The organism is Limnohabitans sp. TEGF002 (assembly GCF_055395845.1).
The window spans coordinates 813927-828511 of sequence record NZ_AP029224.1 but is presented as its reverse complement, the minus strand read 5'-3'; the positions used below and the strand labels follow the sequence as shown (position 1 = coordinate 828511).

The 14585-nt window shown below is 61.7% G+C and carries 14 protein-coding genes; 5 read left to right on the top strand and 9 right to left on the bottom strand.

Annotation, left to right across the window (positions count from 1 at the left end):
• Positions 1-8 precede the first annotated feature (8 nt).
• From ACZ5SR_RS04205 to ACZ5SR_RS04175, 7 genes are all read right to left on the bottom strand, one after another.
• Positions 9-719, bottom strand: a complete 711-nt coding sequence (locus ACZ5SR_RS04205) for an ABC transporter ATP-binding protein (RefSeq protein ID WP_464450321.1) — start codon at positions 717-719, stop codon at positions 9-11.
• Complete coding sequence (locus ACZ5SR_RS04200; protein WP_464450320.1) at positions 716-1492, bottom strand: ABC transporter ATP-binding protein; 777 nt, start codon at positions 1490-1492, stop codon at positions 716-718. The genes ACZ5SR_RS04205 and ACZ5SR_RS04200 overlap by 4 nt, the downstream gene beginning before the upstream one ends.
• Positions 1489-2466: a branched-chain amino acid ABC transporter permease gene (locus ACZ5SR_RS04195; RefSeq protein ID WP_464450319.1), complete on the bottom strand. Its 978-nt coding sequence runs from the start codon at positions 2464-2466 to the stop codon at positions 1489-1491. Before ACZ5SR_RS04195 ends, ACZ5SR_RS04200 begins: the two co-directional genes overlap by 4 nt.
• Entirely contained in the window at positions 2463-3335 is an 873-nt protein-coding gene (locus ACZ5SR_RS04190; protein WP_053170744.1) for a branched-chain amino acid ABC transporter permease, read from the bottom strand. The genes ACZ5SR_RS04195 and ACZ5SR_RS04190 overlap by 4 nt, the downstream gene beginning before the upstream one ends.
• Positions 3336-3359: 24 nt before the next feature.
• A complete protein-coding gene (locus ACZ5SR_RS04185; RefSeq protein ID WP_464450318.1) occupies positions 3360-4562 on the bottom strand; it encodes an ABC transporter substrate-binding protein in 1203 nt (400 codons plus the stop codon).
• Between the two features lie 19 nt (positions 4563-4581).
• Positions 4582-5385 carry a GntR family transcriptional regulator gene (locus ACZ5SR_RS04180; protein WP_464450317.1) on the bottom strand — a complete coding sequence of 268 codons (804 nt, stop codon included), beginning with the start codon at positions 5383-5385 and terminating at the stop codon, positions 4582-4584.
• Positions 5386-5554: 169 nt separating this feature from the next.
• Positions 5555-7126, bottom strand: coding sequence for an acyl-CoA synthetase (locus ACZ5SR_RS04175; protein WP_464450316.1), 1572 nt, complete (start codon positions 7124-7126; stop codon positions 5555-5557).
• 108 nt (positions 7127-7234) lie between these two features.
• On the opposite strand from ACZ5SR_RS04175, the gene ACZ5SR_RS04170 reads away from it, so the two are divergent.
• Together ACZ5SR_RS04170 and miaB are read left to right on the top strand one after the other, a co-directional pair.
• Positions 7235-7771 (top strand): DUF2889 domain-containing protein, encoded by a 537-nt coding sequence (locus ACZ5SR_RS04170; protein ID WP_464451143.1) that lies wholly within the window; start codon positions 7235-7237, stop codon positions 7769-7771.
• Between the two features lie 162 nt (positions 7772-7933).
• Positions 7934-9295 (top strand): tRNA (N6-isopentenyl adenosine(37)-C2)-methylthiotransferase MiaB, encoded by a 1362-nt coding sequence (gene miaB / locus ACZ5SR_RS04165; protein WP_464450314.1) that lies wholly within the window; start codon positions 7934-7936, stop codon positions 9293-9295.
• Positions 9296-9335: 40 nt separating this feature from the next.
• Here the strand turns inward: miaB and ACZ5SR_RS04160 are convergent, their stop codons facing one another.
• On the bottom strand, positions 9336-9731 hold the full coding sequence (locus tag ACZ5SR_RS04160; RefSeq protein ID WP_464450313.1) for a gamma-glutamylcyclotransferase family protein: 396 nt from the start codon (positions 9729-9731) through the stop codon (positions 9336-9338).
• Positions 9732-9911: 180 nt separating this feature from the next.
• Between ACZ5SR_RS04160 and ACZ5SR_RS04155 the strand changes: the two genes are divergently transcribed.
• From ACZ5SR_RS04155 to ACZ5SR_RS04145, 3 genes are read left to right on the top strand one after another with little or no spacing between them, the layout of a single operon-like run.
• The gene (locus ACZ5SR_RS04155; protein WP_464450312.1) at positions 9912-11303 is read left to right on the top strand and encodes a Rieske 2Fe-2S domain-containing protein; all 1392 of its coding nucleotides are present in this window, start codon (positions 9912-9914) and stop codon (positions 11301-11303) included.
• On the top strand, positions 11300-12781 hold the full coding sequence (locus ACZ5SR_RS04150) for a glutamine synthetase family protein (protein WP_464450311.1): 1482 nt from the start codon (positions 11300-11302) through the stop codon (positions 12779-12781). Before ACZ5SR_RS04155 ends, ACZ5SR_RS04150 begins: the two co-directional genes overlap by 4 nt.
• 35 nt (positions 12782-12816) lie before the next feature.
• Complete coding sequence (locus ACZ5SR_RS04145) at positions 12817-13146, top strand: 2Fe-2S iron-sulfur cluster-binding protein (RefSeq protein ID WP_464450310.1); 330 nt, start codon at positions 12817-12819, stop codon at positions 13144-13146.
• Between the two features lies 1 nt (position 13147).
• Here the strand turns inward: ACZ5SR_RS04145 and ffh are convergent, their stop codons facing one another.
• On the bottom strand, positions 13148-14533 hold the full coding sequence (ffh, locus tag ACZ5SR_RS04140; RefSeq protein ID WP_464450309.1) for a signal recognition particle protein: 1386 nt from the start codon (positions 14531-14533) through the stop codon (positions 13148-13150).
• Positions 14534-14585: the final 52 nt, after the last annotated feature.

Sequence of the window (14585 nt, the reverse complement as noted above, 5' to 3'; positions counted from 1 at the left end):
TGCTGCGCTCACATGCCCAAATAGGCTTGCCTGAGCGTGTCACTGGCCAACAACTCGGCCGGTGTGCCGGTGAAGCGGATCTCGCCGTTTTCCATCACGTACGCACGATCGGCGATGTCCAAGGACTGGCCCACGTTTTGCTCCACCAGCAAGATGGCCAAGCCACTGCTGCGCAACTGCGAGATCAGTCCAAACAACTCTTCCACCAACAGCGGGGACAAACCCAGCGAGGGCTCGTCCAGAATCAACAAGCGCGGCTCGGCCATCAGGCCCCGGCCAATCGCCAACATCTGCTGCTCCCCGCCACTCAACGTACCGGCCAGCTGCGCCACGCGCTCTTTCAATCGCGGAAAGGTTTCATAAACCTTGTCCAGGTTTTGCAGCTTGCGCTCACGGCCTCGGGTGAAGGCCCCCAGCTCCAGGTTCTCGTGCACGCTCAGATTGGGGAAGACCTTGCGGCCTTCGGGCACCTGAATCAAACCGTGCTTGACCACCTGGCGCGAATGCAGACCGGTGATGTCCTGACCGTCAAAGCCCACTTGCCCCGCACGCGTGGCCACCAGGCCGCTGAGCGTGTGGTTGAGAGTGGTCTTGCCAGCGCCATTGCTGCCCAAAAGCGCCACCAACTCACCGGGCATGACCTGCAGGTCCACACCTCGCAAGACCTCGACCACGCCGTAGCCCGATTTGAGGCCCTGCACATTCAACAAAGCGCTCATGCCTGAACCTCCTGCGCTGTTTTGGCTTGGGCCGCGTTCTTTTGCAAACGCTCGGCCGTGCCGTGGCCCAGATAAGCCTCGACCACGGCTTTGTTGTTCGTCACTTCAGCGGGTGAGCCTTGGGCAATCAGCTGCCCTTGCGCCAGCACCCACACCTCTTGCGCCAAGCTCATCACCGCTTGCATGACGTGCTCGATCATCAGCACCGTCACGCCGCTTTGGGCAATGCCCTGCACCACCGGGATCATCTCGGCGATTTCTTGCGGGTTCAGGCCTGCCAGCACCTCGTCCAGCAGCAGCAAGCGAGGGCGCGTGGCCAATGCCCGGGCCAGCTCCAGGCGCTTGCGCCCCGCCACCGTCAGGTCGCTGGCCAACTTATCGAGTTGCGGTGTCAGGCCCACTTGTTGCGCCACCGACTCGGCAAATTCAAGCGCCTGCGCACGGCGTGGCAAATGCAGGTGCGCGCCCACCGCGATGTTCTCGCGCACCGTTTGCGCCGCAAAAGGCTGCACGATCTGGAAAGTGCGCGTCAGGCCCATGCGGGCATTGATGTGCGGCGGCTGGCCGGTGATGTCCTGACCTGCAAACACCACACGGCCCGTGTCGGGAATGAGGAAGCCCGACATGAGCGCAAACAAAGTGGTTTTGCCAGCGCCATTGGGACCGATCAAGGCGCTGAGGCGCCCCTCGGTCACCGACAGGCTCACGTTTTGCACGGCCTTCAAGCCGCCAAAAGACTTGCCCACGCCCTCGATCTGCAGCAGCGTGCTCATGATTTGTCTCCGTCAGACTTTTGACCGCGCAGCCACTGCAGCGGCGTGATGGTGCCCAACCCGGCAATGCCGCGCGGCAAGAACATCACGATCACAATCAGCACCACGCCATAAATGACCATGTTGATGCCCGGCAACTGACCAAACAGGTTGCGTGTGACGTCTGCCAGGATGTGCAGGCTCACCGCCCCCAAGAGCGGCCCCCACAGCGTGCCCATGCCACCCACGATCGCACCCACCAGAGCCTCGACCGAGGTGTGTGCCCCAAAGGCAATGCCGGGATCGATGTACTGGAACACCTGGACATAAAACGCCCCGGCTGCGCCCATCAGTCCGCCCGACAAAATGGTCGCGATCAGCTTGACACTGAAGGGGTTCACGCCAATGGCGCGCGCCGCGTCTTCGTTGTCGCGCACCGCCTGCAGGTAAGCGCCAAAGCGCGAGTGACGCAGCCAAGCGGTGATGCACAGCGCCAGCGTGACCAGACCCAGCATGAGCCAGATGAAGCCGGCGCGGCTGCCAAACTGCATGTTGGCCGCCGACTCTTTGAGCGGCAGCATCAGGCCCACGCCAGCGCCCGTGAAGGGCACCGAGGTGGCCAGAATTCGGAACACTTCAGCAAAGGCCAGCGTGACCAGCGCAAAGTAAGAACCCTTGAGGCCATAACGGAACGAGGCCGCGCCCACAAAAGCGCCCACCCCCGCTGCAAAAGCCATGGCCAGCGGCAAAGCCACCCAGGGGCTCAGGCCCCACTGCATTTGGGCAATCGCCTGCACATAAGCGCCAGTGCCAAAAAACAAAGCATGGCCAAACGAAAACTGCCCGCCAAAACCGCCCAGCACGTTCCAGGCTTGCGAGAGCAAGCAGGCGTACAAAGACGTCATGACAAAGTTGAGCATCACGCCCGAATCGGTGAACAAGGGCACCGCCCCCACCAGCAGCACAAACAGTGCGATGTTGCGAAAGTCTTTCATGCCTTCGCTCCAAAAAATCCTTGCGGTCTGAGCAACAGCACCGCAATGAAAATCACAAAAATACCCACCTGGCCCAGCGATTCACCCAGCAGCAAACCGCCCAATGACTCAACCACGCCAATGAGCAAACCGCCCAGCAAAGCCCCGGCAAAACTGCCCATACCGCCCAGCACCACGATGGTGAAGGCCACCAGCACAAAACCGTTGCCCACCTGCGGGTTGACGTAATAGGCCGGCATCAAAAAGCAGGCCGCAGCGCCCAGGCTGGCCAGACCCAAACCAAAGCACATGGCGTACACATGGTCCACATCGATGCCCATCAAGCGGGCACCTTGTTTTTCTTTGGACACCGCACGAATGGCACGCCCCAAATCGGTTTTCTGCACGATCAGCAGCAACACCGCCGACACGACCAAGGCACCGGCAAAGGACACCAGCTTGGGCAGCGCGATGAAGGCCGGGCCAATCTCGACGGTGGTCAAGGTGTAGGCCGTTTCAATGGTGCGCGTGTCGGACTTGAAGAACAAGAGCGCCAGGTTTTCGAGCACGATGGAGATGCCCAGCGTGACGAGCAGGATGTTTTCATCCTTGCCGTGGCTGGCGCGGTTGATGACGCCGCGCTGCAGCGCGTAGCCCAGCACAAACATGGCGGGCACCATGATGGGCAGGGCCATGTAGGGATCGACCCCGAAGTGTTGCTTCAGCATGTAAACGCCATACAGCGCCACCATCAATGACGCGCCGTGCGCGAAATTGATGATGTGCAGCACGCCATAAATGAGCGTGAGGCCCAGCGCGATCAGCGCATACACGGCACCGGTGGTGATGCCGTTGAGCACCGAAGGAAACAGGATGTTGAAGTCCAGCATCGGGGTCTTTCAGGTCAGCGCAGCTCAGCCCTTGAGCGGGAAAACAGGCTCAACTTCGCGGTAGTCGCGTGGCACGATCACCTTGATGTCGCCTTTGTAAACCTGGGTCATCAAAGGCTGTGCACCCATGTTCTGGCCATTCACAAACTGTGTGGGACCATAGGGCATGATGTGGTTTTGGAACTTGCTCGAAGCCAGCGCGTCGATGATGGCGGCGCGGTCGGGCGACTTGGCGCGCTCGATCGCATCGGCCAGCAGCATCATGGCGGTGTAGGTCATGAACACTTCGTAGCTGAAGAACTGGCCCTGCGCTTCCACGCGCTTGCGCAACTCGGCCGAGCGCTTGTCTTTGGGGTTGAACCAGTGGTTGCAGTCGATGATGCCGTTGGCCGCTTCTGGGAATTCCTTGACGAACTTGTAGCTCGACGCCGCACCACCCAGCACCGAGTAGATGGCCTTGGGTGTGATTTTTTGCTGCTGCAAAGTGCGCACCAGCAAAGCGTATTCGTTGTAGTAGTTGGCCGGGATCAGGATGTCGGGGTTGACCTGCTTGATGCGCAGCGCAATGTTGTTGAAGTCACGCGTGGGGTTGGCGTGCTTGATGATTTCCTTGACTTCGTAACCGTAGCCAGGCAGCTCTTTGGCCAGCAAGTTGGCGGTGCCGGTGCCAAACAACGATTCTTCGTGCACGATCATCACGGTGCGGGCGGGCTTGCCGGCAGCGGTGTTCAGGGCGTGCAAGCTGGCCACAGCCACTTCGGCGCATTTTTTGTAGCCAGGGCCGAATCGGAATGTGTTTTTCAGGCCGCGCTCGACGATCTGGTCGGCCACGCCGACGTCGACCACATGGGGCAAGTTGTATTTGGCAGCCGCTTGTGTGGTGGCCAGGCAAATGGCCGAGGCGAAGGCACCGACCACGGCGCTCACGCCCGCTTCGTTCATCTTTTCGATCTCGGCTGTGCCCGCTTGGGGGCTGGACTGCGCATCGCCCAGCATGGCTTCGATTTTGGCGCCGCCCAGCGACTTGATGCCGCCGGCCTTGTTGATGTCTTCAATGGCCATCAAGGCGCCCATGCGGCACTGCTGGCCCGAGTAAGCCAAAGCACCAGTCACAGGGTGCAAAACACCCACTTTGATGGGTTTGGGCTGTGCCCCGCCCACCAGTGGAAAGGCGAGAGCCGAGGCCGCAGCAGCGGACTGGCCCATGAAAGTGCGACGTGAGGTCATGAGAACATCCTTGAGAAAGTTAATGGAAGTTGGCGGACAGCTCTTGGCTTACCCACACCTTGGCATCGATGCTGCCAACGCGGGATAACTGCATCTGGTATTCGTACCGGTCCGGTCGGTACAAGCCATGCAGCCATTGGACGGGACGGTCGTCCTCGTCATAAATCAAACGCCGGACCGCCAACAAGGCCGACCCAACGGAAACATCCAGATGCTGGGCCATGCCCACATCGGCCAAGCGGGCCGAGATGGTTTGTTCAGCCCGGCCCACTTTGACGCCCGACTCTTCGAGCAGCACCAAAATGGGTTTTTGGGCCAGCTCTCGCTTGCCAAAGCCAGCAGAAATCGAATCTGGCACCCAAGTGGTGATGTGCGACAGAGGACCCTCGGGTGTGCTGCGCACGCGTTCGGCTTTTTGCACCATGGTCATGGCGGGCAACTTCAATGCTGCAGCGACATCTACGGGTGCCCTCATGCGCTCCACGCTCAGCACCTTGACTTTGGTGCGCATGCCCATGGTGACCAGGTTCTCGAGCAAACCCGTCAGGCGGGCCTGCTGGCCTGTGGCCATGGTCGAGGCCTGCATCTGCACCTCTTGCGCACGCGCCGCAATGGGCCGTGTGCCGCGCCCAGGCTCGCGCTGAATCAGGCCTTCTTCGGCCAATTGCGACAAGGCTCGGCGCACGGTGACACGCGCCACACCAAACTGCCCCATCAAGGCCAACTCACCGGGCAAACCGTCGTCAAAACGGCCCTCGCGCAATTGCTCACGCAGCACCAAATAGATCTGGTGGTACTTGGGCAAAGGCAGATGGGCATCCATGACCGTGATCGTGGAACAGTCCCATTGTCCTGTCAATAGGACATTCAGGTCTTATGCACAGGACATTTCATCAGGGATTTCCCTTGGTTGTGGGGAATGCGTGCCGAGAATCGCGCGATCGCAGAATTTTCCTGTCACTGCGAGGAGCGCAGCATCGTGGCAGTCTGTGTCACGCGTAGCGCACCCGCAAATCCCGCTTGAGCAGTTTGCCGCTGGGGTTTTTGGGCAGCGCATCGGTGAAGACCACGCGCTTAGGCGTCTTGAAGCCCGCCATGTGTTGGGCGCAGTGCGCGATCACGGCAGATTCGTCCAGCGCCTGCCCAGCCTTGACCACGATCACCGCCGTCACCGCCTCCACCCACTTGGGGTCAGGCAAACCAATCACCGCCACTTCGCTCACTTGCGGCAGGCGGTAAATCATTTCCTCGACTTCGCGGCTGGCCACGTTTTCACCGCCGGACTTGATCATGTCTTTCTTGCGGTCCACCACGGTGATGTAACCCTCTTCGTCGATGAGCCCCAAGTCTCCGCTGTGGAACCAGTCACCCTCAAAAGAAGCTTGGGTGCGCTCGTCGTCATGAAAGTAACCCAGCATCAAATGCGGCGAGCGGTGCACGATCTCGCCCACCTCGCCCACAGCGACGTCCTGCATGGCGTCATTCACCACACGGGTTTCGACGTTGCGCACCGCCTTGCCACATGAACCCAGCTTGCGCAGCTGATCCTCTGGGCCGAGCAAGGTGGCCAGGGGTGCGATTTCAGTCTGGCCATACAGGTTCCATAAGCGCACCTTGGGCAAGCGCGAGGCCAATTCTTTGAGCACCTCCACCGGCATGATGGAGGCACCGTAGTAGCCCTTGGCCAGTTGGGCGAGTTTGCCCGCATCCATCAGCGGCGAGCGCAGCAGCGCAATCCACACCGTGGGCGGTGCAAAGAAGCTGGTGATGCCGAATTTTTCGAGCATGGGCAAGAGGTTGTCGGGCGTGGGTTTGGAGGTGATGACGTTGGTGCTGCCCATGTAAACGGCCGGGCCAAAAAACACATCGAGCTGGGCGCAGTGGTACAGCGGCAGCGCATGCAGGGCCACGTCGGCCTCGGCAATTTCGGCGTCGATCACGCAGCTGACGTATTGCCACATCACCGCGTCATGTGTGAGCTGTGCGCCTTTGGGGCTCGACTCGGTGCCGCTGGTGTACACGATTTGCGCCACGTCGTAACTGCCCAATTGCACCTCGGGCAATGCATCGGTGCAAGACGCCAGCACATCAAAGTTGTGCATGCCCGCCACAGGCTGGCTCGGGTCTTCGGAGGGCAGCCAGATGAACTGCTCAACTTTGGTGTCGAGTTTGGCGGCAGACTGCGCCAGCTCGGCCAAGCCGCTGTCGGTGGCCAGGGTTTGGGCACCCGCGTGACGCAAGATGTAAGCGACCTCTTCGGCCTTGAGCATGAAGTTGATCGGCACCATGACCGCGCCCCGGCGGGCCAGTGCAAAGCGCAGCGCCGCAAAACCGTGCGAGTTGCGCGCCAGCACCGCCACCTTGTCGCCCTCGGCCACGCCGATGCGGGCCAGGCCTGCGGCCAGGCGCGTGACCAGCGCATCGAACTCGGCATAGGTCCAGGTGGTGGCCCCGCACACGATGCCGGTTTTGGCAGGCAATCGGATCGCGGTGCGGCGCAAAGCATCGGCAATGGTCTGGCGGCGAACAGCGGGGTGAACGGCGGTGGACATGGTGGCGGTCATCGTGAAGGCTCCTGCATCGATATGATCGGAGCATTGAACACCAGACCCGCGAGAATTCCATTGGCACTACCCCCAGCACCCCCCCGAAAACTGTCACATACGCGAACCGTGGTGTACCAAGGCTATGACCGCGAAGATGGCTTGTGGGACATCGAAGCCCAACTGACGGACGTCAAGACCTTCGGCTTCCAGGTGCCCAACGAACGGCTTTTTCCTGGCGATGAGCCCATCCATAACCTGAAAATCCGCGTCACGCTCAACAACCAAATGGTCATCCAGGACATCGCCACCTCGATGGACGACATCCCCCACACCGAATGCACCGGCGCGCCACACAACATGCACAAACTCATCGGCTGCACCATGGGCCCGGGCTGGCGCAAGGTCATCAACCAACATGTGGGCGGCACCGACGGCTGCACTCACCTGCGCGAAATGTTGTTCAACATGGCCACGGCCGCTTACCAAACCCTGCCCTCAGGCCAATGGCAGCGCCGCGAACTGGCGGGCCAGCCCCACCCCGAAATGACCCAAGCGCCCTATTTTCTGGGCCAGTGCCACAGCTGGGCCTATGACAGCCCGACGGTGCAAAGGGCGTATCCGATGTTTTTCAAACCCAAGGCGGCTGAAAGCACGGACAACTGAGCAAACGCTCGCCTGCGATAATCGCCCACTTCCAAAGCGCATCTGCGCTTTTCTTTTTCACAGCCTCTGGATCTACACCATGAACCGCTGCACTTTGGCCCTTGAGGGGCGTGCTTTGCTTTGCCTTGACTTCATCACCTCCCTGAACGCCGCGGAGGCCGCATGAGCAAGAAGGTCTTCATCAAAACGTTTGGCTGCCAGATGAACGAGTACGACTCGGACAAGATGGCCGATGTGCTGGGCGCAGCGCAAGGCTATGAGCCCACACAGGACGTGGACGAGGCCGATCTGATTTTATTCAACACCTGCTCGGTGCGCGAGAAGGCGCAAGAAAAGGTCTTCAGCGACTTGGGGCGTGTGCAGCACCTCAAAGCCAAGGGCGTGCTGATTGGCGTGGGTGGCTGCGTGGCCAGCCAGGAAGGCGCCGAGATCATCAAGCGTGCGCCTTATGTGGACGTGGTGTTTGGCCCGCAAACCCTGCACCGCCTGCCCGAGTTGCTGGCCGAGCGCGAGCGCAAGCAGCGCCCGCAGGTGGACATCAGCTTTCCCGAGATTGAAAAGTTCGACCACCTGCCCCCCGCCAAGGTGGAAGGCGCCACCGCCTTTGTGTCGATCATGGAAGGTTGCAGCAAATACTGCAGCTATTGCGTGGTGCCTTACACCCGGGGCGAAGAAGTCTCGCGCCCGTTTGACGATGTGCTGGTCGAAGTGGCGGGCTTGGCCGCGCAGGGCGTGAAAGAGATCACATTGCTGGGCCAGAACGTGAACGCTTACCGGGGCAAGATGGGCGGCAACACCATCACAAACAGCACAAGCGCTGTGGAAATCGCCGACTTTGCCTTGCTGCTGGAATACGTGGCCGACATGCCGGGCATCGAGCGCATCCGTTACGTGACCAGCCACCCCAACGAGTTCACGCAGCGCCTGATCGACGCTTACGAAAAGATCCCCAAGCTGGTGAGCCACCTGCACTTGCCCGTGCAGCACGGCTCTGACCGCATCTTGATGGCCATGAAGCGCGGCTACACCGCCATGGAATACAAGAGCACGATCCGCAAGCTGCGGGCGATCCGCCCCGACATGTCGCTCAGCAGCGACTTCATCGTGGGCTTCCCCGGCGAGACCGAGGACGACTTCAACAAGATGATGAAGCTGATCACCGATGTGGGCTTTGACACGAGTTTCAGCTTCATCTTCAGCCCTCGCCCCGGCACGCCAGCGGCCAACCTGCACGACGACACACCGCACGCCGAAAAATTGCGCCGTCTGCACCACCTGCAAGCAACCATCGAAGAAAACGTTCAGCGCATTGGCGAAAGCCGCGTGGGCACGGTGCAGCGCATTTTGGTGGAGCGCCCTTCACGCAAGGACGCCACCGAGCTGGCCGGCCGCACCGAGTGCAACCGGGTGGTCAACTTCCCCGGCGGCCCGAACATGGACCGCCTGATCGGTCAGATGGCGGATGTGCGCATCACCCAAGGCCTGTCGCACTCGCTGCGCGGGGAGTTGGTCATCCGCGATTGATGCGTCCATGTCGGATTTGAAAGTGCCGACCAACGGGGGATCAAGAGTCGCGCCCGACTTCGCGGATGTAGCGACGGTAGTCGCCGTGCGGGATGGGCGTGCAGCCATCGGTCGGGCGGTTGTACACATAGGTCTGCACACGCTTGCCTTGCAGCGGGCCGCTGAGCACGGTCACTTCTTCGCGCCAGTATTGCGAGGCGGCGCGGTCGCCGGGCACCACGCCTTCCACCCCATCCAGACGGGCCAGGTGCGCGTCATCCGCTTCGTAGACTTCGCCTGAAACCGAACCATCGCCCGGCAGCAGGCCGGGATATCGCCCCACATCGACCAAGCGACCGGACACCTGAGCCGTCCCGATAAAGCGAGCACCGTGCATTTCGGTCTCGAGACGCAAACCAGGCATCAGGGTGCCGTAGATGAAAAGAAGCTGTGTCATGGGCCCGATTTTGCGACAGCGGCCACCCCCTGTCTGGCCCCAACTTGACACAGCGCATGCTGTCGCCTGTTGGCAGGTAGGCCCTGCGCAGAGGTTTAAACTGACTGACAGATGGATGCGGTTTTAAACGACCTGCCCACACACCGATCAGACGCGGACACCAGTCGTCCAGAGGCCCCCATGAAAGCAGAACAAAACGAACTCATCACCCGCATTGGCCCGGGCACGCCCTGCGGCGCGGTGATGCGCCACTATTGGCAGCCCGTCGCCCTGGTGGACGAATTCAATCCCACGCTCGACCCGCGCATGGCGATTCGCCCGGTCAAAGCCGTGCGCATTCTGGGCCAAGACCTGGTGCTGTTTCGCAACGCGCAGGGCGAATATGGACTGCTCGACCGCGACTGCCCGCACCGAGGCGCAGACCTGGCCTTTGGCCGCAACGAAGGCGATGGCCTGCGCTGCCCCTTTCACGGCTGGAAGTTCGATGTGACTGGCCAATGCATCGAAACGCCCGCAGAGCCCACCGGCAGCACGCTGTGCAACCGTGTGCGCCAGCGCAGCTACCCGATCATCGAGCGCAGCGGCATTCTGTTTGGCTGGTTCGGCCCCGAAGGCCAGACCCCGCCGCCGCTGCCGGGCATCGACGCTTTCAGCGCCCCGGCCACCCACACCTTTGCCTTCAAAGGGCTGTGGCATTGCAACTGGCTGCAGGCGTTTGAGGTGGGCATTGACCCGGCGCACGCATCCTACCTGCACCGCTTTTTTAATGACGAGTCGCTCGAAGGCAGCTATGGCCGCCAGTTTCGGGGCGCGAGCGCGGGCGATGTGCAAGGCGAACGCTGGCCCATGACGCGGGTGATGCGCGAACTGGACCAGCCCGAGATCTCGTTTGAACCCACCGACGCGGGCATGCGCCTAACAGCCCTGCGCCCGATCAACGAGGCGCTGACGCATGTGCGGGTAACCAACTCGCTGTTCCCACACACTTTTGTCATTCCGCTGTCTGAAACCATGACCATCACGCAGATGCATGTGCCGGTAGACGACACGCACACCTATTGGTATTCGGTGTTCACCAGCTTTGCCGGGCCGGTGGACAAAGAGGCCATGCGCAAGCAGCGCCTGCCCTCGGTCACCCTGCCCGACTACATCCCCAAGGCAGGCAAACACAACCATTGGGGCTTCAACCCCGAAGAGCAAGTGGCGCGCACTTACCTCGGCATGGGCGAAGACGACATCAATGTGCACGACCAGTGGGCCTGCGAGAGCATGGGCGCGATTCAGGACCGCACCCGCGAACACCTGGGCACGAGTGACAAGGTCATCATGGCCAACCGCCGCATCTTGCTCAAAGCCATCGAGACGGTGCAGGCCGGGGGCGTGCCACCCGGCTTTGCGCAGGGCGCCGTCGCCAGCCAGCGCATGGGCCCCGACACGGTGGACGGCATCGCGCCCAGCGGGCAATGGCTGCAGTGGTGGCGCGAAGCGTGCGACGCCAAACGCAGCGGTGCGCCGTGGGATGCCGCCTTGCCGGCGGATATGCCAGTCTCAACAGACACGAGCGCGGCATGAGCTTCGCTGAACGCTGCGGCCTGCACAGCCGCGAACGCCAAGCGGCTTGTGAGCAATTGCTGCGGCAGGTCGAAGCTTCGGGCATCGAGCTGATTCGCCTGGGCTGGTGTGACCTGCACGGCGTGGTGCGTGGCAAAACCCTCGTGGCCTCGCAGCTGCGCCAAGCGCTGGCCAATGGCATCGGCATGGTCAGCACCTTGCTGCTCAAAGACAGCTCGGACCGCACCGCCTTCAAGGTGTTCGAGTCGGGCATCGAAGACACCCTGCCAGGCTTTGCCGGGGCCAGCAATTTCACGCTCATGCCCGACCCGGCCAGCTGGCATGTGCTGCCCTGGGCCGACAAAACCGGCTGGCTGCAGTGCCAGCCCTACTTTGCCGACGGGCGCATCGTGCCGCTCGATTCGCGCCATGTGATGCAGCAAGCCGTGCAGCGCCTGGCCGAGCGCGGCTGGGAAATGCGCTGCGGGCTGGAAGTTGAATTTCACATCTACCGCCTCAAAGACCCGCTGCATGGCCACGATCTGGACCCGGATCGTGCCGCATGGCCCGGCCCCGCGCCCGAAGTCAGCTTGATCCACCCAGGCTACAACCTGCTGACCGAAGGCTGGATGGACCGGGCCGAAGAGCCCCTGCGCATCGTGCAGCGCACCGCGCAAGCGCTGGGCCTGCCGCTGATCTCTCTCGAAATCGAACTCGGCCCCAGCCAGGTGGAGGCGGTGTTTGACGTGAGCGATGCGCTGACGGCCGCCGACCACATGGTGCTGTTTCGCAACGCCACGCGCCAGGCCCTGCGCCGCGCCGGTTACCACGCCACCTACATGTGCCGCCCGCCGTTTGAACACATCATGTCCAGCGGCTGGCACCTGCACCAATCGGTCTGCGAGTTGGCCACGGGCCGCAATGTGTTCATGCGCGACACGCCCGAGCCCGGCAGCAGTGCGCGCGATGCAAAGCAGGTGCTGAGCGATGCGGGCGCAGGCTGGTTGGCCGGTTTGCTGGGTCACGCACCTGCACTCACCGCCCTGTGCACGTCCACCAGCAATGGCTATGGGCGCTTTCGGCCCAACGCGATGGCGCCGCAGTCGATTTTGTGGGGCCGCGACAACCGGGGTGCGATGCTGCGCGTGATCGGTGCGCCCGGCGACAAGGCCACCCGCATTGAAAACCGCCTGGGCGAACCAGCGGCCAACCCTTATCTGTACATGGCCTCGCAAATCCACGCGGGGCTTGACGGGGTGGACGCGCAGCTGCAGGCACCGCCAGCCACCGAAACGCCTTATGCCTCGGGGGAAGCCTCCATCCCGACGACTTTGGCCGATGCAGTGCAAGCGCTGCAGCAAGATGCAGCCTTGTGCCAGGCCATGGGCCAGCCCTTTGTGGATTACTACAGCACCATCAAGCGGGCCGAGCACCACCGCCTGGTGCAAGCCGAAGATGCGACGGAGTTTCACAAGCGCGAATACTTCAGCCGAATTTAAAACCCCTGAAAAGCGCGTTTGCGCGCGATGCACCGATGATCACAATCCACCTGCAACCCCACGACCCCACCCAAGCCGCGCACAGCCTGCAAGTGCAGACCGGACAAAGCCTGATGCAAGCGGCTGTGGATGCCAACCTGAATGGCATCCAAGCCGATTGCGGCGGGCTGCTGACCTGCGCCACCTGCCATGTGGTGGTTCAAGGCGATTGGCAGTCCAAGCTGCCAGCCATGGGCAGCGACGAAGACGGCATGCTGGCCTTCACCGCCCAAACGCGCGTGGCGGGCAGCCGCCTGTCGTGCCAGATCATGTTGACGCCAGAACTGGACGGCCTGCAGGTCACGCTGCCTGCAAGCCAGTACTGAATCAGCGCGGCATGCCGGGGAAGCCCCCGCCGCCGCCCATCATGCCTTTCATGGCACCCATGCGCTTCATCATTTTCATCATGCCGCCGCCAGACATTTTTTTCATCATGTCCTGCATTTGTTCAAATTCCTTGAGCATGCGGTTGACGTCTTGCACCTGAACACCTGCGCCCGCAGCAATGCGGCGCTTGCGTGTGGCTTTGATGAGTTCTGGTTTTTTGCGCTCTTGCGGCGTCATGCTGTGGATGATGCCTTGCTTGCGGCCAATGTCTTTTTCCACCTTGTCCATGTCCATTGAGCCAGCTTTGGCCGTCAGTTGACTGGGCAATTTGTCCATCAGGCTCGACAAGCCCCCCATTTGCTTCATCTGCTGAATCTGCGCCAAAAAGTCGTTCAGATCAAAGCCGCCGCCACTCTTGACCTTGGCGGCCAACTTTTGCGCGGCCTCCATGTCCACACCCGCGGTGACCTGCTCGACCAGGGCCACGATGTCGCCCATGCCCAGGACACGCCCGGCGTGACGCTCGGCATCGAACACTTCCAGGCCATCAATCTTCTCGCTGGTGCCCGCAAACTTGATCGGCACGCCGGTGATCTGGCGCACCGACAGGGCCGCGCCACCGCGTGAGTCACCGTCCAGTTTGGTCAGCACAATGCCCGTGAGCGGCAAAGCGTCGCTGAAAGCCTTGGCGGTGTTGGCTGCGTCCTGGCCCTGCATGGCATCCACCACAAACAGCGTTTCGACGGGTTTCAATTCGGCATGCAAGGCTTTGATCTCGGCCATCAAGGCCTCGTCAATCGCCAGACGACCGGCGGTGTCGACCAGCAACACATCAAAGAAGTGTTTGCGGGCGTAATCAATGGCGGCACGGGCGATGTCGATCGGCTTTTGGTCGGGCGTGCTGGGGAACCACTCGGCCCCAGCTTGTGCGGTCACGGTCTTGAGCTGCTCAATCGCCGCAGGGCGGTACACGTCGCCCGAGACGGTGAGCACTTTCTTTTTGCGCTTTTCAATCAGGTGCTTGGCCAGCTTGGCGGTGGTGGTGGTTTTACCGGCACCTTGCAAACCAGCCATCAAGATCACAGCAGGCGGCTGCGCGGCCAGGTTGATGTCCGACACGCCCTCGCCCATCGTGGCGGCCAGCTCGCGGTTGACCACGCCGACCAGGGCTTGGCCTGGCTTGAGCGAGCCCATGACCTCCTGGCCCAGCGCCTTGTCTTTCACGCGGGCGATGAAATCGCGCACCACCGGCAAGGCCACATCGGCCTCCAGCAGGGCCATGCGCACCTCGCGCAGCATGTCGGCCACGTTCGATTCGGTGATGCGGGCCTGTCCGCTGAGGGTCTTGACGAGGCGTGAAAGTTTGTCGGTCAGGGCGGAGGCCATGGGGGGAATCCAGAAATTTCAGGTCCAGCATGTTGGCGCCGCCCCACTGGCT